At 71.5% G+C, this 20,532-nt stretch carries 19 protein-coding genes; 18 read left to right on the top strand and 1 reads right to left on the bottom strand.

Going from position 1 to position 20,532, the window contains the following annotated elements:
* Positions 1-18: 18 nt before the first annotated feature.
* The 4 genes from ACZ6CV_RS30290 to nusB all read left to right on the top strand — a co-directional run bounded on the left by ACZ6CV_RS30290 (position 19) and on the right by nusB (position 2,796).
* Positions 19-531, top strand: coding sequence for an excalibur calcium-binding domain-containing protein (locus ACZ6CV_RS30290; protein ID WP_469254134.1), 513 nt, complete (start codon positions 19-21; stop codon positions 529-531).
* Between the two features lie 96 nt (positions 532-627).
* Positions 628-1,734 (top strand): aminopeptidase P family protein, encoded by a 1,107-nt coding sequence (locus tag ACZ6CV_RS30285; protein WP_469254133.1) that lies wholly within the window; start codon positions 628-630, stop codon positions 1,732-1,734.
* A 58-nt stretch (positions 1,735-1,792) separates the two neighbouring features.
* Positions 1,793-2,359 carry an elongation factor P gene (gene efp, locus ACZ6CV_RS30280; protein ID WP_469254131.1) on the top strand — a complete coding sequence of 189 codons (567 nt, stop codon included), beginning with the start codon at positions 1,793-1,795 and terminating at the stop codon, positions 2,357-2,359.
* Positions 2,360-2,361: 2 nt separating this feature from the next.
* Positions 2,362-2,796, top strand: coding sequence for a transcription antitermination factor NusB (gene nusB / locus ACZ6CV_RS30275; RefSeq protein WP_361168907.1), 435 nt, complete (start codon positions 2,362-2,364; stop codon positions 2,794-2,796).
* Positions 2,797-2,997: 201 nt separating this feature from the next.
* Here nusB and bldD read toward each other — a convergent pair whose 3' ends face one another.
* Positions 2,998-3,498 carry a transcriptional regulator BldD gene (bldD, locus tag ACZ6CV_RS30270; RefSeq protein WP_030787240.1) on the bottom strand — a complete coding sequence of 167 codons (501 nt, stop codon included), beginning with the start codon at positions 3,496-3,498 and terminating at the stop codon, positions 2,998-3,000.
* Positions 3,499-3,723: 225 nt separating this feature from the next.
* Here bldD and pyrR point away from each other — a divergent pair, with 225 nt between their 5' ends.
* The 14 genes from pyrR to ACZ6CV_RS30200 all read left to right on the top strand — a co-directional run bounded on the left by pyrR (position 3,724) and on the right by ACZ6CV_RS30200 (position 20,532).
* Positions 3,724-4,296 carry a bifunctional pyr operon transcriptional regulator/uracil phosphoribosyltransferase PyrR gene (pyrR, locus tag ACZ6CV_RS30265; RefSeq protein ID WP_469254129.1) on the top strand — a complete coding sequence of 191 codons (573 nt, stop codon included), beginning with the start codon at positions 3,724-3,726 and terminating at the stop codon, positions 4,294-4,296.
* 88 nt (positions 4,297-4,384) lie between these two features.
* Positions 4,385-5,371, top strand: coding sequence for an aspartate carbamoyltransferase catalytic subunit (locus ACZ6CV_RS30260; protein WP_362371648.1), 987 nt, complete (start codon positions 4,385-4,387; stop codon positions 5,369-5,371).
* Positions 5,372-5,373: 2 nt separating this feature from the next.
* Complete coding sequence (locus ACZ6CV_RS30255; RefSeq protein ID WP_469254128.1) at positions 5,374-6,660, top strand: dihydroorotase; 1,287 nt, start codon at positions 5,374-5,376, stop codon at positions 6,658-6,660.
* Positions 6,657-7,229, top strand: a complete 573-nt coding sequence (locus tag ACZ6CV_RS30250; protein ID WP_469254126.1) for a PH-like domain-containing protein — start codon at positions 6,657-6,659, stop codon at positions 7,227-7,229. The genes ACZ6CV_RS30255 and ACZ6CV_RS30250 overlap by 4 nt, the downstream gene beginning before the upstream one ends.
* Positions 7,226-8,398 (top strand): glutamine-hydrolyzing carbamoyl-phosphate synthase small subunit, encoded by a 1,173-nt coding sequence (carA, locus tag ACZ6CV_RS30245; RefSeq protein WP_469254125.1) that lies wholly within the window; start codon positions 7,226-7,228, stop codon positions 8,396-8,398. Before ACZ6CV_RS30250 ends, carA begins: the two co-directional genes overlap by 4 nt.
* On the top strand, positions 8,391-11,699 hold the full coding sequence (gene carB / locus ACZ6CV_RS30240; protein WP_469254124.1) for a carbamoyl-phosphate synthase large subunit: 3,309 nt from the start codon (positions 8,391-8,393) through the stop codon (positions 11,697-11,699). Before carA ends, carB begins: the two co-directional genes overlap by 8 nt.
* 74 nt (positions 11,700-11,773) lie before the next feature.
* On the top strand, positions 11,774-12,880 hold the full coding sequence (locus tag ACZ6CV_RS30235) for a quinone-dependent dihydroorotate dehydrogenase (protein WP_469254123.1): 1,107 nt from the start codon (positions 11,774-11,776) through the stop codon (positions 12,878-12,880).
* A complete protein-coding gene (gene pyrF, locus ACZ6CV_RS30230; RefSeq protein ID WP_469254121.1) occupies positions 12,877-13,722 on the top strand; it encodes an orotidine-5'-phosphate decarboxylase in 846 nt (281 codons plus the stop codon). The genes ACZ6CV_RS30235 and pyrF overlap by 4 nt, the downstream gene beginning before the upstream one ends.
* A 301-nt stretch (positions 13,723-14,023) precedes the next feature.
* A complete protein-coding gene (locus ACZ6CV_RS30225) occupies positions 14,024-14,350 on the top strand; it encodes an integration host factor (RefSeq protein WP_055564204.1) in 327 nt (108 codons plus the stop codon).
* Positions 14,351-14,414: 64 nt separating this feature from the next.
* On the top strand, positions 14,415-15,008 hold the full coding sequence (gmk, locus tag ACZ6CV_RS30220; protein WP_355818942.1) for a guanylate kinase: 594 nt from the start codon (positions 14,415-14,417) through the stop codon (positions 15,006-15,008).
* Between the two features lie 59 nt (positions 15,009-15,067).
* Positions 15,068-15,340 carry a DNA-directed RNA polymerase subunit omega gene (gene rpoZ, locus ACZ6CV_RS30215; protein ID WP_005319902.1) on the top strand — a complete coding sequence of 91 codons (273 nt, stop codon included), beginning with the start codon at positions 15,068-15,070 and terminating at the stop codon, positions 15,338-15,340.
* A 57-nt stretch (positions 15,341-15,397) separates the two neighbouring features.
* Entirely contained in the window at positions 15,398-16,654 is a 1,257-nt protein-coding gene (gene coaBC, locus ACZ6CV_RS30210) for a bifunctional phosphopantothenoylcysteine decarboxylase/phosphopantothenate--cysteine ligase CoaBC (protein WP_469254119.1), read from the top strand.
* A 398-nt stretch (positions 16,655-17,052) separates the two neighbouring features.
* Complete coding sequence (metK, locus tag ACZ6CV_RS30205; RefSeq protein WP_355818937.1) at positions 17,053-18,261, top strand: methionine adenosyltransferase; 1,209 nt, start codon at positions 17,053-17,055, stop codon at positions 18,259-18,261.
* A gap of 102 nt (positions 18,262-18,363) precedes the next feature.
* Positions 18,364-20,532, top strand: a complete 2,169-nt coding sequence (locus tag ACZ6CV_RS30200; protein WP_469254117.1) for a primosomal protein N' — start codon at positions 18,364-18,366, stop codon at positions 20,530-20,532.

The following is a 20,532-nucleotide window of genomic DNA, read 5'->3' as shown; positions in this document are numbered from 1 at the left end:
GAGCCCGGGGGGCATGACATGACCAATCCGTACGGCACTCCACCCGCTCCACCCACTCCGTCGAACGGCGCCCGGCCCGCCCCGAGGTGGGCCCGGAAGCGCTATCTGCTCCCTGCCCTCGCTCTCGCCCTGTTCCTGGGCATCGGCATGGGCGCGGCCGGGGGAGACCCGGACGGCGAGGCGAAGGCGGGGGCCGCTCCGACCGTCACGAGCACGGCGACTGTCACCGCCACCGCGACCGCGACACCGAAGGCTGCGCCCGCGCCCACCCGCACGGTCCGCTCGACCAGGACGGTCAAGTCGACCGTCACGGTCACGGCGCCCCCGGCGGGCGGCGGGGACGGTGACACACGCGCGGACGACGGCGGCTCGGGCGGTTCCGGGTCCGGCGGGGGCGGAGGCGGCGGCTCCGTGTCCTACGCGAACTGCTCCGAGGCCCGCGCCGCAGGCGCCGCCCCAATCCACCGCGGCGAGCCCGGCTACGGCAGGCACCTCGACCGGGACGGCGACGGGACCGGCTGCGACAGCTGAGTGCCGCGTGCGGGCCGGCGCGGGCCCGGTGGCGGTGACCGCCCGGTCGGACGCGCCCGCCGGGCCGTGCGGCCGTCGCGCTCGTAGGCTCGGGCCATGTCAGAGGTGTACGCGGTCCGCAGGGAGCGGGTCAGGGAGCGCTGTGCCGCCGGTGGCGGCGCCGCGGCGTTGGTCTCCCGGCCCGCCAACGTCCGCTATCTCACCGGTGCCGCGCCCGCCGGCGCCGTACTCCTCGTCGGCAAGGACGAGGACGTACTGCTGTGCGGACGCCCGCCCGGTGACCAGGAGTGCGAGGGGCGGCCCGACGAGGCGCTGCGGGTGCAGCCGCTGCTCACACCGGGCGCCGACCCGGCCGTCGCCGGTGCGGGCGTGGCGGCGGCCCAGGGGGCCGAGACGCTGGCCGTCGAGGAGCACCACCTGACCGTCGCCCGGCACCGCGCGCTGGCCTCGGTCGCGCCGCGGATGCGGCTGACGGACCTCGGGACGGCGGTCGAGCAGCTGCGCCTGGTCAAGGACACGGACGAGCTCTCCTGTCTGCGGATCGCCGCCGAGATCGCCGACCAGGCCCTGAGCGAGCTGCTGGAATCCATTCTCGTGGGGCGTACGGAACGGCATCTCGCGCTGGAGCTGGAGCGACGGCTCATCGACCACGGCGCGGACGGCCCCGCGTTCCCGACCTCGGTCGGCACCGGCCCGAACTCCGGCAAGGGCGGCCACCGGCCCTCGGACCGCCGGGTGGAGGAGGGGGACTTCCTCTCCGTCTGCCTGGGGGCGAGCTACCGCGGATACCGCTGTGAGATCGGCCGTACGTTCGTCATCGGCACCTCGCCCGCCGACTGGCAGATCGAGCTGTACGACCTCGTCTTCGCCGCCCAACGGGCGGGCCGTGAGGCGCTTCTGCCGGGTGCCGCCTGCCGTGATGTGGACCGCGCGGCACGGCAGGTGCTGGACTCCGCGGGTTATGCGGAAGGGCTCCCTCCGGCCACCGGACATGGGGTCGGGCTCGAAATCGACGAGGACCCGCAGTTGGCGCCCGCGGCCATGGGTAAACTGGACGCCTGCGTGCCGGTCACCGTCGAGCCGGGGGTTCACCTCCCGGGCAGGGGTGGTGTCCGGATCGATGACACGCTCGTCGTGCGCCCCGAGGCGGACGGCGGACCCGAGCTACTCACCATCACGACCAAGGAGCTGCTCGCGCTCTAGCTTTCGGCTGTGCGCGTGCCCCGGGGTCGTCCACGTCAGTCCAGGAGATTCCGCAACCGTGGCTTCCACGAACGACCTCAAGAACGGCCTGGTGCTCAAGCTCGAAGGCGGCCAGCTCTGGTCCGTCGTCGAGTTCCAGCACGTCAAGCCCGGCAAGGGCCCGGCCTTCGTGCGCACCAAGCTCAAGAACGTGCTCTCCGGCAAGGTCGTCGACAAGACGTTCAACGCCGGCGTCAAGGTCGACACGGCCACGATCGACAAGCGCGACATGCAGTTCTCCTACATGGACGGCGACTACTTCGTCTTCATGGACATGGAGACGTACGACCAGCTGCACGTCGACCGCAAGGCCGTCGGCGACGCCGCCAACTTCCTGATCGAGGGCTTCACCGCCTCCGTCGCGCAGCACGAGGGCGAGGTGCTCTACGTGGAGCTGCCGGCCGCCGTCGAGCTCACCATCCAGGAGACCGAGCCGGGCGTCCAGGGCGACCGCTCCACCGGTGGCACCAAGCCCGCCACCCTGGAGACCGGCCACCAGATCCAGGTCCCGCTCTTCATCACCACGGGCGAGAAGATCAAGGTCGACACCCGTGACAGCGGCTACCTCGGCCGGGTGAACAGCTAACCGTGGCTGCTCGTAACACGGCCCGCAAGCGCGCCTTCCAGATCCTCTTCGAGGCAGACCAGCGCGGTACCGACGTCCTGACGGTCCTCGCGGACTGGGTGCGCCACTCGCGGTCCGACACCCGGCAGCCGCCGGTGAGCGAGTACACGATGGAGCTCGTCGAGGGATACGCGGAGCATGAGCGCCGCATCGACGAACTCATCGCCCAGTACGCCGTCGGGTGGACCCTGGACCGCATGCCGGTCGTCGACCGCAACATCCTGCGTCTCGGTGCCTACGAGCTCGTCTGGGTCGACGGGACGCCGGACGCCGTGGTGCTCGACGAGGCGGTCCAGCTCGCCAAGGAGTTCTCCACGGACGAGTCGCCGTCCTTCGTCAACGGCCTGCTCGGACGCTTCAAGGACCTGAAGCCGTCCCTGCGCCGGGACGAGGCGTAAGGCGTCGTCGTACGTCATCGGAGGGCCCGCAGCAATCCGCTGCGGGCCCTCCGATTTTCTCCGGGGCCACCGCCCGCTCCGCCGGTCGAATGGGCGGCCGGCGAAATGCGCCCGGGAATGCGAAAAGCCGCCGGGGCGGCCGCGCCTTTCGGCTGCGGCCACCCCGGCGGCACGTTTCTTCTGATGTCTTCCGCGGCGGGATCAGACCTCTTCGTGGGCGACGGCGCGGCGCGCGTCCGCGTCCAGGACGCCCCAGCTGATCAGCTGCTCGGTCAGGACCGAGGGGGACTGGTCGTAGATCACGGCGAGGGTGCGCAGGTCGTCCTGGCGGATCGAGAGCACCTTGCCGTTGTAGTCACCGCGCTGGGACTGGATCGTCGCCGCATAGCGCTGCAGGGGGCCCGCCTTCTCCTGCGGGACGTGCGCGAGACGCTCCAGGTCGAGGACGAGCTTGGGCGGCGGCTCGGCGGCGCCACCAGGAGCGGTACCCGGAAGGAGCTCCTGCACCGGGACGCCGTAGAAGTCCGCCAGCTCGGCGAGGCGCTGCACGGTCACGGCACGGTCGCCGCGCTCGTACGACCCCACGACGACCGCCTTCCAGCGTCCCTGGGACTTCTCCTCGACACCGTGGAGGGAAAGGCCCTGCTGGGTACGGATCGCGCGGAGCTTGGCCCCGAGCTGCTTGGCGTATTCGCTGGACATATAGCTCCCCGGACGCTGCGACAATCATGCGGCTCCGCCGCGTGGCTGGTAACTCACTGTGAGGTTACGCAGCGTTACTTGCCTGCGTCAAGCCGAATGGTCTCTACCGCCCCTTCGGTGGAGCCCGATGACGTGCCGGGTCTCGGGTGCTGGTACCGTGGATGGCGCAATTTCGACGTCCTTTAACGTCCGTCCTGTGAGGCGGAGAAGGAGGTCCGTTTTCATATGGACACGCACGCCCCGAAAGACTCCGCTGTCGCGCGCCCCGTACTCGAAGGGCCGGACATCGCGCGGGTGTTGACCCGCATCGCCCACGAGATCGTCGAGCGCGCCAAAGGCGCCGAAGACGTGGTTCTGCTCGGCATTCCCACCCGCGGCGTCTTCCTCGGCCGCCGGCTCGCCGAGAAGCTCGAGGAGATCACCGGACGCGCCATCCCGGTCGGCTCCCTCGACATCACCATGTACCGCGACGACCTGCGCATGCACCCGCCGCGCGCCCTCGCCCGCACCGAGATCCCCGGCGACGGCATCGACGGCCGCCTGGTCGTCCTCGTCGACGACGTGCTCTTCTCCGGCCGCACCATCCGCGCCGCCCTCGACGCGCTGAACGACATCGGGCGCCCGCGCGCGGTGCAGCTCGCCGTCCTCGTCGACCGCGGCCACCGCGAACTGCCCATCCGTGCCGACTACGTGGGCAAGAACCTCCCCACGTCGCTGCGGGAGACGGTCAAGGTGCAGCTCGCCGAGGAGGACGGCCGCGACGCCGTGCTGCTCGGCGCCAAGCCCGCCTCCGCCTAACCGGCCCCGTTTCCCCTCGTACGGGCCCCGGGGCACACCCCTGCGCGCCCGCGCGCCCGCAGACCTCCACACACCGGAGTACACGCAGATGATGCGACACCTCATCTCGGCCGCCGACCTCTCCCGCGACGACGCCGTCCTCATCCTCGACACGGCCGAGGAGATGGCGCGCGTCGCCGACCGGCCGATCAAGAAGCTGCCCGCCCTGCGCGGCCGCACCGTGGTCAACCTCTTCTTCGAGGACTCGACGCGGACCCGGATCTCCTTCGAGGCCGCCGAGAAGCGTCTCTCCGCCGACGTCATCAACTTCGCCGCCAAGGGCTCATCGGTCTCCAAGGGCGAGTCCCTCAAGGACACCGCGCAGACCCTGGAGGCGATGGGTGTCGACGCCGTCGTCATCCGGCACGGCGCCTCCGGCGCGCCCTACCGCCTGGCGACCTCCGGCTGGATCGACGCCGCCGTCATCAACGCCGGCGACGGCACCCACCAGCACCCCACCCAGGCCCTGCTCGACGCCTTCACCATGCGGCGCCGCCTGATCGGCCCCGACGCCGGGCTCGGCCAGGACCTCGCGGGCCGGCACATCACCCTCGTCGGCGACATCCTGCACAGCCGCGTCGCCCGCTCCAACGTCGACCTGCTGCACACCCTCGGCGCCGAGGTCACCCTCGTCGCCCCGCCCACGCTGGTGCCGGTCGGCGTCGAGCAGTGGCCCTGCGACGTGTCGTACGACCTGGACAGCGTGCTGCCCAAGTCCGACGCCGTGATGATGCTCCGCGTCCAGCGCGAGCGGATGAACGCCGCGTTCTTCCCCACCGAGCGGGAGTACTCGCGCCGCTACGGCCTGGACGGCGAGCGGATGGCGAAGATGCCCGAGCACGCCATCGTCATGCACCCGGGCCCGATGGTCCGCGGCATGGAGATCACCGCCGAGGTCGCCGACTCCGACCGCTGCACGGTCGTCGAGCAGGTCGCCAACGGCGTCTCCATCCGCATGGCCGTCCTCTACCTGCTCCTCGGCGGCAACGAACCCGCCGTCACCCACACCCGCCCCGTCGATTCGGAGACCAAGTAACCATGAGCAAGATCCTGATCCGCGGTGCGAAGGTGCTCGGTGGCGAGGCGCGGGACGTCCTGATCGACGGCGAGACCATCGAGGCGGTCGGCACGGACCTCTCCGCCGAGGGCGCCGATGTCGTCGAGGCCGGCGGCAAGGTCCTCCTGCCGGGCCTCGTCGACCTCCACACCCATCTGCGCGAGCCGGGCCGCGAGGACTCCGAGACCGTCCTGACCGGCACCCGCGCCGCCGCCTCCGGCGGCTTCACCGCCGTCTTCGCCATGGCCAACACCTTCCCGGTCGCCGACACCGCCGGCGTCGTCGAGCAGGTCTACCGGCTCGGCAAGGAGTCCGGCTACTGCGACGTGCAGCCCATCGGCGCCGTCACCGTCGGCCTGGAGGGCAAGAAGCTCGCCGAGCTCGGTGCCATGCACGAGTCCGCCGCCGGGGTGACCGTCTTCTCCGACGACGGCAAGTGCGTCGACGACGCCGTGATCATGCGCCGCGCCCTGGAGTACGTGAAGGCCTTCGGCGGCGTCGTCGCCCAGCACGCGCAGGAGCCCCGCCTCACCGAGGGCGCCCAGATGAACGAGGGCGTCGTCTCCGCGGAGCTGGGCCTCGGCGGCTGGCCGGCCGTCGCCGAGGAGTCGATCATCGCGCGGGACGTACTGCTCGCCGAGCACGTCGGCTCGCGGGTGCACATCTGCCACCTGTCGACCGCCGGCTCCGTGGAGATCGTCCGCTGGGCCAAGTCGCGCGGCATCGACGTCACCGCCGAGGTCACCCCGCACCACCTCCTCCTCACGGATGAGCTGGTCCGCTCGTACAACCCCGTCTACAAGGTCAACCCGCCGCTGCGCACCGAGCGCGACGTCATGGCGCTGCGCGAGGCCCTCGCCGACGGCACCATCGACATCGTCGCCACCGACCACGCCCCGCACCCGCACGAGGACAAGGACTGCGAGTGGGCCGCGGCCGCCATGGGCATGGTCGGCCTGGAGACCGCGCTCTCCGTCGTCCAGCAGACGATGGTCGAGACCGGCCTGCTGACCTGGGAGGCCGTCGCCGACCGGATGTCCTTCAAGCCCGCGCGCATCGGCGGGGCCACCGGCCACGGCCGCCCCGTCTCGGCAGGTGAGCCCGCGAACCTCGTCCTGGTCGACGCCGATTACCGTGGGGCAGTGGACCCCGCGGGCTTCGCCTCGCGCAGCCGCAACACTCCCTACGAGGGCCGTGAGCTGCCGGGCCGCGTCACGCACACGTGGCTCCGGGGTCGGGCCACGCTCGTCGACGGGAAGCTCACGTGACATCACTCCTGGAACTGGCAGCCGAGAAGGAATCGGCGGAAGTGACCGACTGGGCCGCACGGATCGGCTGGGTCGTCGGTCTGCTGCTCTTCATCGCGCTCGTCTACTGGCTGATGCGCGAGGGCTGGAAGTGGCGCGGCACGCTCCAGGGCGACCTGCCCGAGCTGCCTGCCGTGCCGGATGACCCCGGCCCGGCCAGACTGGAACTCAGCGGCCGCTACCACGGCTCCACCACGGCGGGACAGTGGCTCGACCGCATCGTGGCGCACGGCCTGGGCACCCGCAGCCGCGTCGAGCTGACGCTCACCGACGCGGGCCTGGACGTCGTACGCCCCGGCGCGCACGACTTCTTCATCCCGGCCGCACAGCTGCGCGAGGCCCGCCTCGACAAGGGCATCGCCGGAAAGGTCCTCACCGAGGGCGGTCTGCTGATCGTCACGTGGGAACACGGCGGCAAGCTCCTCGACTCCGGCTTCCGCTCGGACCACGCGGCCGAGCAGGCGGAATGGGTCGAGACGCTCAACAACATGATCGACACGAACAGCACTACGGAAGGCACCGCACGATGACGACCTCCAATCAGGGGAGCCCCTCGAAGAGGACACAGGTGCTTTCCGCCGTACTCGTCCTGGAGGACGGCCGCGTCTTCCGCGGGCGTGCCTACGGGGCCGTGGGGGAGACCTTCGGCGAAGCGGTGTTCTCCACCGGCATGACCGGCTACCAGGAGACCCTCACCGACCCCTCGTACGACCGCCAGATCGTGGTCGCCACCGCCCCGCAGATCGGCAACACGGGCTGGAACGACGAGGACGACGAGTCGGCCCGCATCTGGGTCAGCGGTTACGTGGTCCGCGACCCCGCCCGCATCCCCTCCAACTGGCGCTCCGCACGCTCGCTCGACGACGAGCTGGCGCGCCAGGGCGTCGTCGGCATCTCCGGCATCGACACCCGTGCCCTCACCCGCCACCTGCGCGAGCGCGGCTCCATGCGCTCCGGCATCTTCTCCGGCGAGACGCTCCCCTCCGACGCCGAGCTCGTCGAGCGCGTCAAGGCGCAGCCCTCGATGAAGGGCCTGAGCCTGTACGAGGAGGTCGCCACCAAGGAGGCCTACGTCGTCCCGGCGGTCGGCGAGAAGAAGCTCACCGTCGCCGCCATCGACCTCGGCATCAAGGGCATGACCCCGCACCGCATGGCCGAGCGCGGCATCGAGGTGCACGTGCTGCCCGCCACCGCCACCGAGGAGGAGGTGTACGCCGTCGCCCCCGACGGTGTCTTCTTCTCCAACGGCCCCGGCGACCCGGCCACCGCCGAGGGACCGGTCGCGCTGATGACCGCCGTGCTGAAGCGCAGGACCCCGCTCTTCGGCATCTGCTTCGGCAACCAGATCCTCGGCCGCGCCCTCGGCTTCGGCACGTACAAGCTGAAGTACGGCCACCGCGGCATCAACCAGCCGGTGCAGGACCGCACCACCGGCAAGGTCGAAGTCACCGCGCACAACCACGGGTTCGCCGTGGACGCGCCGCTCGACAAGGTCAGCGACACCCCCTTCGGCCGCGCCGAGGTCTCCCACGTCTGCCTGAACGACCAGGTCGTCGAGGGCCTCCAGCTGCTCGACCAGCCGGCCTTCTCCGTCCAGTACCACCCCGAGGCGGCCGCGGGCCCGCACGACGCCGCGTACCTGTTCGACCGCTTCACGTCTTTGATGAACACCGCTTCGATGGAGGGCCAGCGTGCCTAAGCGCACCGATATCCAGTCCGTCCTGGTCATCGGCTCCGGCCCGATCGTCATCGGCCAGGCCGCCGAGTTCGACTACTCCGGCACCCAGGCGTGCCGCGTCCTCAAGTCCGAGGGCCTGCGCGTCATCCTCGTCAACTCCAACCCGGCGACGATCATGACCGACCCGGAGATCGCCGACGCCACGTACGTCGAGCCGATCACCCCGGAGTTCGTCGAGAAGATCATCGCCAAGGAGCGCCCCGACGCGCTCCTGCCCACCCTGGGCGGCCAGACGGCCCTCAACACGGCCATCTCCATGCACGAGCAGGGTGTGCTCGAGAAGTACGGCGTGGAGCTCATCGGCGCCAACGTCGAGGCCATCAACAAGGGCGAGGACCGCGACCTCTTCAAGGGCGTCGTCGAAGAGGTCAACAAGAAGATCGGGCACGGCGAGTCCGCCCGCTCCTACATCTGCCACTCCATGGACGACGTCCTCAAGGGCGTCGACGAGCTCGGCGGCTACCCCGTCGTCGTGCGCCCCTCCTTCACCATGGGCGGCGCGGGCTCCGGCTTCGCGCACAACGAGGAGGAGCTGCGCCGCATCGCCGGCCAGGGTCTCACCCTCTCGCCGACCACCGAGGTGCTCCTGGAGGAGTCCATCCTCGGCTGGAAGGAGTACGAGCTGGAGCTGATGCGCGACAAGAACGACAACGTCGTGGTCGTCTGCTCCATCGAGAACTTCGACCCGATGGGCGTGCACACCGGCGACTCGATCACCGTCGCCCCCTCGATGACGCTCACCGACCGCGAGTACCAGACCCTGCGCGACGTCGGCATCGCGATCATCCGCGAGGTCGGCGTCGACACCGGCGGCTGCAACATCCAGTTCGCGGTGAACCCCGAGGACGGCCGGGTCATCGTCATCGAGATGAACCCGCGCGTGTCCCGGTCCTCCGCGCTCGCCTCCAAGGCCACCGGCTTCCCGATCGCGAAGATCGCCGCCAAGCTGGCCGTCGGCTACACGCTGGACGAGATCCCGAACGACATCACCGAGAAGACGCCGGCCTCCTTCGAGCCGACCCTCGACTACGTCGTGGTCAAGGCCCCGCGCTTCGCCTTCGAGAAATTCCCCTCGGCGGACTCGACCCTGACGACCACCATGAAGTCGGTCGGCGAGGCCATGGCCATCGGCCGCAACTTCACCGAGGCGCTGCAGAAGGCGCTGCGCTCGCTGGAGAAGAAGGGCTCGCAGTTCACCTTCGTCGGCGAGCCCGGCGACAAGACCGAGCTGCTCGCGGAGGCGATCCGGCCGACCGACGGCCGCATCAACTCCGTCATGCAGGCGATCCGGGCCGGCGCCACCCCCGAGGAGGTCTTCGACGCCACGAAGATCGACCCGTGGTTCGTCGATCAGCTCTTCCTCATCAAGGAGACCGCCGACGAGCTGGCCGCCGTCGAGCGCCTGGACGCCGCCCTGCTCGCCGAGGCCAAGCGGCACGGCTTCTCCGACGCCCAGATCGCCGAGATCCGCGGCCTGCGCGAGGACGTCGTGCGCGAGGTCCGCCAGGCCCTCGGCGTCCGCCCGGTCTACAAGACGGTCGACACCTGCGCCGCCGAGTTCGCCGCGAAGACCCCGTACTTCTACTCCTCGTACGACGAGGAGAGCGAGGTCGCCCAGCGCGAGAAGCCCGCGGTGATCATCCTGGGCTCCGGCCCGAACCGCATCGGCCAGGGCATCGAGTTCGACTACTCCTGCGTCCACGCCTCCTTCGCGCTGAGCGAGGCGGGCTACGAGACCGTGATGGTCAACTGCAACCCCGAGACCGTCTCCACGGACTACGACACCTCCGACCGGCTCTACTTCGAGCCGCTCACCCTGGAGGACGTCCTGGAGATCGTGCACGCCGAGGCGCAGGCCGGGCCGATCGCGGGCGTCATCGTCCAGCTCGGCGGCCAGACCCCGCTGGGCCTGGCGCAGGCGCTCAAGGACAACGGCGTGCCCGTCGTCGGCACCTCCCCGGAGGCCATCCACGCCGCCGAGGACCGCGGCGCCTTCGGCCGCGTGCTCGCCGAGGCCGGCCTCCCGGCGCCGAAGCACGGCACCGCCACCACCTTCGCCGAGGCCAAGGCCATCGCCGACGAGATCGGCTACCCGGTCCTGGTCCGCCCCTCGTACGTGCTCGGCGGGCGCGGCATGGAGATCGTGTACGACGAGACCCGGCTCTCCGCGTACATCGAGGAGTCGACCGAGATCAGCCCCTCGCGGCCGGTCCTCGTCGACCGCTTCCTCGACGACGCCATCGAGATCGACGTCGACGCGCTCTACGACGGCGAGGAGCTCTACCTCGGCGGCGTGATGGAGCACATCGAGGAGGCCGGCATCCACTCCGGCGACTCGGCGTGCGCCCTGCCCCCGATCACCCTCGGCGGCCACGACATCAAGCGGCTGCGCGCCTCCACGGAGGGCATCGCCAAGGGCGTCGGCGTACGCGGCCTCATCAACATCCAGTTCGCGATGGCGGGTGACATCCTCTACGTCCTGGAGGCCAACCCGCGCGCCTCGCGCACCGTCCCCTTCACCTCGAAGGCGACCGCGGTGCCGCTGGCCAAGGCCGCCGCGCGCATCTCGCTCGGCGCGACCGTCGCCGAACTGCGCGCCGAGGGCCTGCTCCCGGCCGTCGGCGACGGCGGCACGCTCCCGATGGACGCGCCGATCTCCGTCAAGGAGGCCGTCATGCCGTGGTCGCGCTTCCGCGACATCCACGGCCGCGGCGTCGACACCGTCCTCGGCCCGGAGATGCGCTCCACCGGCGAAGTCATGGGCATCGACTCGGTGTTCGGCACCGCGTACGCCAAGTCGCAGGCCGGCGCCTACGGTCCGCTGCCGACCAAGGGCCGCGCCTTCATCTCCGTCGCCAACCGCGACAAGCGCTCGATGATCTTCCCCGCGCGTGAACTGGTCGCGCACGGCTTCGAGTTGCTCGCCACGTCCGGCACAGCCGAGGTGCTCAAGCGCAACGGCCTGCACGCCACGGTGGTGCGCAAGCAGTCCGAGGGCGAGGGCCCGAACGGCGAGAAGACCATCGTCCAGCTCATCCACGACGGCGGCGTCGACCTCATCGTCAACACCCCCTACGGCACCGGCGGCCGCCTCGACGGCTACGAGATCCGCACGGCCGCCGTGTCGCGCTCGGTGCCGTGCCTGACCACGGTCCAGGCGCTCGCCGCCGCCGTCCAGGGCATCGACGCGCTGGGCCGCGGGGACGTGGGCGTCCGATCGCTCCAGGAACACGCGGAACACCTGACCGCGACCCGCGACTAGCAGCCCACAAGGGGGACACCGAAAACGGTGTCCCCCTTCTGGTGAGCACACCTGAGGATCTCCGAGGACCCACCATGTACAAACTCTTCTTCCGCCTCGTCTTCCGGCGGATGGACCCGGAACAGGCCCACTACCTGGCCTTCCGCTGGATCCGCCTCGCGGCCCGCGTCCCGGTGCTCCGCACCTTCGTCGCCGCCGTCCTGGCGCCGCGCCACAAGGAGCTGCGCACCGAGGCCCTCGGGCTGCGGATGCACGGCCCCTTCGGGCTCGCGGCCGGCTTCGACAAGAACGCCGTCGCGATCGACGGCATGTCGATGCTCGGCTTCGACCACATCGAGATCGGCACCGTCACGGGTGAGCCGCAGCCCGGCAACCCCAAGAAGCGGCTCTTCCGCCTCGTACCGGACCGCGCGCTGATCAACCGCATGGGCTTCAACAACGAGGGCTCCGCGGCCGTGGCCGCCCGCCTGGGGGCCCGCGAGGCCGTCTTCAGGACGGTCGTCGGCGTGAACATCGGCAAGACCAAGGTCGTCCCCGAGGAGGAGGCCGCCGCCGACTACGTGAAGTCGACCGAGCGGCTCGCCCGGCACGCCGACTATCTCGTGGTCAACGTCTCCTCGCCGAACACCCCGGGACTGCGCAACCTGCAGGCCACCGAGTCGCTCCGACCGCTCCTGACCGCCGTGCGCGAGGCCGCCGACCGCAGCGTCGAGGGCCGCCGGGTCCCGCTGCTCGTCAAGATCGCCCCGGACCTGGCCGACGAGGACGTCGACGCGGTCGCCGACCTCGCCGTCGAGCTCGGCCTGGACGGCATCATCGCCACCAACACCACCATCGCGCGCGAGGGCCTCGGCCTGACCTCCGACCCGGGCCTCGTCAAGGAGGCCGGCGGTCTGTCCGGCGCCCCCCTCAAGGACCGCTCCCTGGAGGTCCTGCGCCGCCTCTACGCGCGCGTGGGCGACCGGATCACCCTCGTGGGCGTCGGCGGCATCGAGAACGCCGAGGACGCCTGGCAGCGCATCCTCGCGGGCGCCACCCTGGTCCAGGGCTACAGCGCCTTCATCTACGAGGGCCCCTTCTGGGGCCGCGCCATCCACAAGGGCCTCGCCGCGCGCCTGCGCAACAGCCCGTACGCCACCCTCGCCGACGCGGTCGGCGCCGACGTGAGGAAGCCCGCATGAGTCCCCTCGAGCCCTTCGGTACGCGCCTGCGCCAGGCCATGGACGAGCGCGGCCCGCTCTGCGTCGGCATCGACCCGCATGCCTCGCTGCTCTCCGCGTGGGGCCTGAACGACGACGTGGCGGGCCTGGAGCGGTTCACGCGGACCGTCGTGGAGGCGCTGGCCGGGACCGTCGCGGTGTTCAAGCCGCAGAGCGCCTTCTTCGAGCGCTTCGGTTCGCGCGGCATCGCCGTCCTGGAGAAGGCGGTCGAGGAGGTCCGCGCGGCGGGCGCCCTGGTCGTCATGGACGCCAAGCGCGGCGACATCGGCTCGACCATGGCCGCGTACGCCGAGACCTTCCTGCGCAAGGACTCGCCCCTGTTCAGCGACGCGCTCACCGTCTCGCCCTACCTGGGATACGGCTCCCTGCAGCCGGCCGTCGACCTCGCGCGCGAGAACGGCGCCGGACTCTTCGTGCTCGCCCTCACCTCCAACCCCGAGGGCGCCGAGGTGCAGCACGCGGTCCGCGCGGACGGCCGCACGGTCGCGGCCACCGTCCTCGGCCACCTCGCCGCGGAGAACGCCGGGCAGACGCCGCTGGGCTCCTTCGGCGCGGTCGTCGGCGCGACGCTGGGCGACCTGTCCTCGTACGACCTCGGGATCAACGGTCCGCTGCTCGCCCCCGGCATCGGGGCGCAGGGCGCGACGCCCGCGGACCTCCCCGGCGTCTTCGGCGCTGCCGTGCGCAACGTGGTGCCGAACGTCAGCCGCGGCGTGCTCCGCCACGGACCCGACGTCACGGGCCTGCGCGACTCCGCGGAGCGCTTCGCGGACGAGATCAGGGCGGCGGTCGAAGCGGCCTGAGCGGGGCGACGGACCCCGCGCGCGCACTCCGTCGACGGCCCGCCGACAGTTCACCGGCCCAAATCCGGGGAGAAATGCCCGATATGTACGGCTCGACAGAGGCTGACCAGGACTTTTCGTCTGTTCTCGCTGACTCCGGCGGCCATGCCCGCTAGTCTCCGTCGAGTGGGGGAACCCCCCACACCCTGTAGTTAGTGGGGGGACGACGGGCAAGCGCGTTGCACGTTGCTCCCCAGGTGTGGGGCGACTAGGTTCCTCACCGGTCCGTATCCGACAGTTCGACATCCGAGGTGACGTAGGCGTGGCTCTTCCGCCCCTTACCCCTGAACAGCGCGCAGCCGCGCTCGAAAAGGCCGCCGCGGCTCGCCGGGAGCGGGCCGAGGTCAAGAATCGACTCAAGCACTCCGGCGCCTCGCTTCACGAGGTCATCAAGCAGGGTCAGGAGAACGATGTCATCGGCAAGATGAAGGTCTCCGCCCTCCTGGAGTCGCTGCCTGGCGTGGGCAAGGTCCGCGCCAAGCAGATCATGGAGCGTCTTGGCATCTCCGAGAGCCGCCGTGTGCGCGGTCTCGGCTCCAACCAGATCGCGTCGCTCGAGCGAGAGTTCGGTGGCGGTGCCGCCGGCTGACGTTCTCGGGCATTCCTGAGGGCTGATGTTCTCGGGCACTCCTGAGAACCTGGATAATCGCTGCATGGCTGCAACACCCCGGGGGACGTCCCCCGTACCCCCGGACGTACGTCCGCGGCTGACCGTGCTCTCCGGCCCCTCCGGGGTCGGCAAGAGCACGGTCGTCGCTCATATGCGCAAGGAACACCCAGAGGTCTGGCTCTCGGTCTCGGCCACCACCCGCAAGCCGCGGCCCGGTGAGAAGCACGGAGTCCAGTACTTCTTCGTCTCCGACGACGAGATGGACAAGCTCATCGCCAACGGCGAGCTGCTCGAGTGGGCCGAGTTCGCGGGCAACCGCTACGGCACCCCGCGCCGCGCCGTGCTCGACCGCCTGGAGGCCGGCGAGCCCGTCCTCCTGGAGATCGATCTGCAGGGCGCGCGCCTGGTGCGCGAGTCGATGCCCGAGGCGCAGCTGGTCTTCCTCGCCCCGCCGAGCTGGGAGGAGCTGGTCCGCCGGCTCACCGGCCGGGGGACCGAGGCGCCGGACGTGATCGAGCGCAGGCTCGCCGCCGCCAAGGTGGAGCTGGCCGCCGAGGCCGAGTTCGACACCACCCTGGTCAACACCTCCGTCGAGGACGTGGCGCGTGAGCTGCTAGCCTTGATGAAAGTTCTTTAGCTCCACACCCGTGTCCTGACTCCGGTCTCGACATCACTTGACCCATCGGAAGGCGAAGAGTGTCCTCTTCCATCACCGCGCCCGAGGGCATCATCAACCCGCCGATTGATGAGCTGCTCGAAGCCACCGACTCGAAGTACAGCCTCGTGATCTACGCCGCCAAGCGCGCGCGCCAGATCAACGCGTACTACTCGCAGCTCGGTGAGGGCCTCCTGGAGTACGTCGGCCCCCTGGTGGACACCCACGTCCACGAGAAGCCGCTCTCGATCGCGCTCCGCGAGATCAACGCCGGCCTGCTGACCTCCGAGGCCATCGAGGGCCCGGCCCAGTAAGCGGTTCGTACGTTCACCACAGGCCCGGCAGCACGGCTGCCGGGCCTGTGGTGTGTCATGGAGTCGTACGCATCCGAGTGCGGATCCGAGTGCGGGGAGACGAAGGCAGTGGCCGAGAAGCCGAAGGTAGTCCTGGGGGTCAGCGGTGGCATCGCCGCCTACAAGGCGTGCGAGCTGCTGCGCCGGCTGACCGAGTCGGGCCATGACGTACGCGTCGTGCCGACCGCGTCGGCGCTGCACTTCGTGGGCGCGGCGACCTGGTCCGCGCTCTCCGGCCACCCCGTCTCGCCCGAGGTCTGGTCCGACGTCCACGAGGTCCCGCACGTCCGCATCGGGCAGCACGCCGACCTCGTCATCGTCGCCCCCGCCACCGCCGACATGCTCGCCAAGGCGGCCCACGGCCTCGCGGACGACCTGCTCACCAACACGCTCCTGACGGCCCGATGTCCGGTCCTCTTCGCCCCGGCCATGCACACCGAGATGTGGGAGCACCCCGCCACCCAGGAGAACGTGGCCACCCTGCGCCGCCGCGGCGCACTGGTCATCGAGCCCGCCGTCGGCCGCCTCACCGGCGTGGACACCGGCAAGGGCCGCTTCCCCGACCCCGCCGAGATCTTCGAGGTCGTACGACGCGTCCTCGCGCGCCCGGACCAGACCCGCGACCTCACCGGACGGCACGTCGTGGTCAGCGCCGGCGGCACCCGTGAGCCCCTCGACCCGGTCCGCTTCCTGGGCAACCGCTCCTCGGGCAAGCAGGGCTACGCGCTCGCCCGCAGCGCGGCCGCCCGCGGGGCCCGGGTCACACTCGTCGCGGCCAACGCCGCGCTGCCCGACCCGGCCGGCGTCGACGTCGTACCGGTCGGCACAGCTCTCCAGCTGCGCGAGGCCGTCCTGAAGGCCGCGGCCGACGCCGACGCGGTCGTCATGGCGGCCGCCGTGGCCGACTTCCGCCCCGAGACGTACGCGACGGGGAAGATCAAGAAGAAGGACGGCCAGGAACCGGCGCCCATCGCGCTGGTCCGCAACCCTGACGTCCTCGCCGAGATCGCGGGGGAGCGGCCCCGTGACGGGCAGGTGGTCGTCGGCTTCGCCGCCGAGACGGACGACGTGCTGGCCAACGGCCGCGCCAAGCTCGCCCGCAAGGGCTGCGACCTGCTGGTCGTCAACGAGGTCGGAGAGCGCAAGACGTTCGGCTCGGAGGAGAACGAGGCGGTCGTGCTCGGGGCGGACGGCAGCGAGACGGCGGTCCCGTACGGCCCCAAGGAGGCGCTCGCGGACACGGTGTGGGACCTGGTGGCGGAGCGGCTCTCCTGACCCGCCCCGCCCGCGCCTGCGCTCCTCACGGCCTGCGTCTCACCATCCGGACGGTTGGCCGCGCGTTTTGACCGATCCTCGGACACCGCTTTCGCCTGTTGGCGGAACTTGGCCACATTTCCGCGCGTCTCTTGACTGTGTCTCCGTGCGCGGTGCTCAATGTCATCTTCGCCCCGTAGGCCGCCTCAAACCCGGGAAAATCGGGTACGGCGCCCCGCGGCGGAGACCGATCGTCGTACCGCGCAAAGCAGTGCCGCAGGTCACAGGGCTCCCAAGTGGCGAGACATGTGGTCCGGCGGCCGAGTGTGACCGATAAACTGGTCTCGGACGACGCCGGGCGCAGCTCCCGGCCGTCCGCCCATGATCAGCCAGCAGCCGCTGCAACCACAGGGAGCGATGTGTCCCGGCGCCTCTTCACCTCGGAGTCTGTGACCGAGGGTCACCCCGACAAGATCGCTGACCAGATCAGCGACACGATTCTCGACGCGCTTCTGCGGGAGGACCCGTCCTCCCGGGTCGCCGTGGAAACGCTGATCACCACCGGCCTCGTCCACGTGGCCGGCGAGGTCACGACGAAGGCGTACGCGCCGATCGCGCAGCTCGTGCGCGACAAGATCCTCGAGATCGGCTACGACTCCTCGAAGAAGGGCTTCGACGGCGCCTCCTGCGGCGTCTCGGTGTCCATCGGCTCGCAGTCCCCCGACATCGCGCAGGGCGTCGACACGGCGTACGAGAAGCGCGTTGAGGGCGACGAGGACGAGCTGGACAAGCAGGGCGCGGGCGACCAGGGCCTGATGTTCGGCTACGCCTGCGACGAGACCCCGGAGCTCATGCCGCTCCCGATCCACCTCGCGCACCGCCTCTCGCGCCGCCTCTCCGAGGTGCGCAAGAACGGCACCATCCCCTACCTGCGCCCCGACGGCAAGACCCAGGTCACCATCGAGTACGACGGCGACAAGGCCGTCCGTCTCGACACGGTCGTCGTCTCCTCGCAGCACGCGAGCGACATCGACCTGGACTCGCTCCTCGCGCCCGACATCCGCGAGTTCGTCGTGGAGCCCGAGCTGAAGGCGCTCGTCGAGGACGGCATCAAGCTGGACACCGACGGCTACCGTCTCCTGGTCAACCCGACAGGCCGCTTCGAGATCGGCGGCCCGATGGGCGACGCCGGCCTGACCGGCCGCAAGATCATCATCGACACGTACGGCGGCATGGCCCGCCACGGCGGCGGCGCCTTCTCGGGCAAGGACCCGTCCAAGGTCGACCGCTCCGCGGCGTACGCGATGCGCTGGGTCGCCAAGAACGTCGTCGCGGCCGGCCTCGCGGCCCGCTGCGAGGTCCAGGTGGCGTACGCCATCGGCAAGGCCGAGCCGGTGGGCCTCTTCGTGGAGACCTTCGGCACGGCCACGGTCGACACGGACAAGATCGAGACGGCCATCGCCGAGGTCTTCGACCTCCGCCCGGCCGCGATCATCCGCGACCTCGACCTGCTCCGCCCGATCTACTCGCAGACCGCGGCGTACGGCCACTTCGGCCGGGCGATCCCCGACTTCACGTGGGAGCGCACGGACCGCGTGGACGCGCTGCGGAGGGCGGCGGGGCTGTAGTTCCGGCTCTTCCAGGCTCTGTCGAGGCCCGGTACCCCTTCGGGGGTGCCGGGCCTTCGCGTGCTTGCCGCCGTGTCAGTGCGGTCTGGTAGGAATGCAGCTGTGAGCAGGGAGAACGAAGAGGGTGGGGCGGGGGGTGCCGAGGGGGCGGAGCAGCTTGCGCTCATTCGGGAGTCGGTGCGGGGGGCCAAGGTGCCGCGGGCCAAGCCGCGGACCTGGCGGGGGGCCGCGCTGGCCAAGGAGTTGCCCGTGGCGCGGGTGCTCGTCGACAAGGGTGTGCTGCACCTCGACCGGTACTTCGACTACGCCGTGCCCGAGGAACTCGACGCGGTGGCCCAGCCGGGGGTCCGGGTCCGGGTGCGGTTCGGCGCCGGGGCGCGGAACGTGCGCGAGGGGCGGCGCGAAGGCGGCGGGCTGATCGACGGGTTCGTCGTCGAGCGGCGGGCCGAGAGCGACTACAGCGGGCCGCTGGCCGCGCTCGCCCAGGTCGTGTCCCCGGAGCCGGTGCTCGACGCAGGCCTCCTCGACCTCGCCCGGGCCGTCGCCGACCGGTACGCGGGCAGCCTCGCCGACGTCCTGCAGCTGGCGATCCCGCCCCGGCACGCGCGCGCCGAGGCACGGCAGTCGCCCGCTCCGCCGGCCCCGCCGCGGCCGCCCGAGCCGGGCAGCTGGCGGCGGTACGGGCACGGGCCGGAGTTCCTCGAGGCGCTGGCCTCCGGCGGTGCGCCGCGCGCCGTGTGGACCGCGTTGCCGGGGCCGCAGTGGGCCGAGGAGATCGCCCGTGCCGTCCAGGCCACGCTCGCCTCGGGGCGCGGCGCCCTCGTCGTCATACCGACCGGGCGGCCCGCCGCGCGCGTGGACGCCGCGCTCACCGACCTGCTCGGCGAGGGGCAGCACGCGCTGCTGACCGCCGACGCCGGGCAGGAGCGGCGCTATCAGGAGTGGCTCTCGGTCCGGCGCGGCGCCGTGCGGGCCGTCGTCGGGACCCGCGCCGCCATGTTCGCGCCCGTACGGGACCTCGGTCTCGTCGTCGTCTGGGACGACGGGGACTCCCACCACAGTGACGACAACGCGCCCTTCCCGCATGTGCGGGAGGTGCTGGAGCTGCGCGCCTCGCGGGACAAGTGCGGGTTCCTGCTGGGTGGCTGGAGCTGCACGGTGGAGGCGGCGCAGCTCGTCGAGAGCGGTTGGGCCGCGCCGCTGGTCGCCGACCGCGAGCAGGTGCGGGGCGCCGCGCCGTTGGTGCGGACCGTGGGCGACGGCGACCTCGCCCGGGACGAGGCGGCGCGCGCGGCCCGGCTGCCGACGCTGGCCTGGCAGGTGGCGCGGGAGGGGCTCAAGCACGGGCCCGTCCTGGTGCAGGTGCCGCGGCGCGGCTATGTGCCGCGGCTTGCCTGCGAGCGGTGCCGCGAGCCCGCGCGGTGCCGTCGTTGCGCCGGGCCGCTGGAGGCGCAGGACGGCGGGTCCGCCCTGCGGTGCGGCTGGTGCGGGGTCGAGGAGGCCCAGTGGCACTGCGAGTCGTGCGGGGCGTTCCGGCTGCGCGCCCAGGTGGTGGGCGCCCGCAGGACGGCCGAGGAGCTGGGGCGGGCGTTCCCGGCGGTGCCGGTGCGCACGTCGGGGCGCGAACAGGTCCTCGACACGGTGCCGGGGACGCCGGCGCTGGTGGTGAGCACGCCGGGGGCGGAGCCCGTCGCCGACGGCGGTTACGCGGCCGCCCTGCTGCTCGACGGGTGGGCCATGCTGGGGCGGCCCGACCTGCGCGCGGGGGAGGACGCGCTGCGCCGGTGGATCGCGGCCTCCTCGCTGGTCAGGCCGCAGGGCGCGGGCGGCACGGTCGTGGTCGTCGCCGAGCCGACGCTGCGGCCCGTACAGGCTTTGGTGCGGTGGGACCCTGTGGGTCACGCGGTACGGGAGCTCGCCGAGCGGGCCGAGCTGGGGTTCCCGCCGGTGTCGCGGATGGCGTCGGTGTCCGGGACGCCCGAGGCCCTCGCGGAGTTCCTGTCGGGCGCCGAACTGCCGGGGGACGCCGCGGTGTTGGGACCGGTTCCGGTACGAGAGTCAGGCCCCGTACCCGCCCGGCGGGGCGGCGGTGCGGCGGCGGGGGAGCCGGCCGAGCGGGTGTTGATCCGGGTGCCGCCGGGGAGCGGTTTCGCGCTCGCGGCCTCGTTGAAGGCGGCGCAGGCCGCGCGGATGGCCCGGGGCGCGAAGGGGGCGAAGGAGTCCGGCGGCGAGCCGGTACGGATCCGGGTCGACCCGCCGGACATCGGCTGA

This window comes from Streptomyces sp. NPDC041713 (genome assembly GCF_055591085.1).
Note: the sequence above shows the minus strand (reverse complement) of the source record. Positions and strands in the feature narration are given on the sequence as shown.

Bases quoted from the DNA above. Each gene is read 5' to 3' on its own strand.
- pyrR (WP_469254129.1), top strand. From the start codon at position 3,724: ATGGACACGCACGCCCCGAAAGACTCCGCTGTCGCGCGCCCCGTACTC.
- coaBC (WP_469254119.1), top strand. From the start codon at position 15,398: ATGGAGTCGTACGCATCCGAGTGCGGATCCGAGTGCGGGGAGACGAAG.
- bldD (WP_030787240.1), bottom strand. From the start codon at position 3,498: ATGTCCAGCGAATACGCCAAGCAGCTCGGGGCCAAGCTCCGCGCGATC.
- ACZ6CV_RS30285 (WP_469254133.1), top strand. From the start codon at position 628: ATGTCAGAGGTGTACGCGGTCCGCAGGGAGCGGGTCAGGGAGCGCTGT.
- ACZ6CV_RS30260 (WP_362371648.1), top strand. From the start codon at position 4,385: ATGATGCGACACCTCATCTCGGCCGCCGACCTCTCCCGCGACGACGCC.
- ACZ6CV_RS30255 (WP_469254128.1), top strand. From the start codon at position 5,374: ATGAGCAAGATCCTGATCCGCGGTGCGAAGGTGCTCGGTGGCGAGGCG.
- ACZ6CV_RS30290 (WP_469254134.1), top strand. From the start codon at position 19: ATGACCAATCCGTACGGCACTCCACCCGCTCCACCCACTCCGTCGAAC.
- ACZ6CV_RS30235 (WP_469254123.1), top strand. From the start codon at position 11,774: ATGTACAAACTCTTCTTCCGCCTCGTCTTCCGGCGGATGGACCCGGAA.
- gmk (WP_355818942.1), top strand. From the start codon at position 14,415: ATGGCTGCAACACCCCGGGGGACGTCCCCCGTACCCCCGGACGTACGT.
- pyrF (WP_469254121.1), top strand. From the start codon at position 12,877: ATGAGTCCCCTCGAGCCCTTCGGTACGCGCCTGCGCCAGGCCATGGAC.
- carA (WP_469254125.1), top strand. From the start codon at position 7,226: ATGACGACCTCCAATCAGGGGAGCCCCTCGAAGAGGACACAGGTGCTT.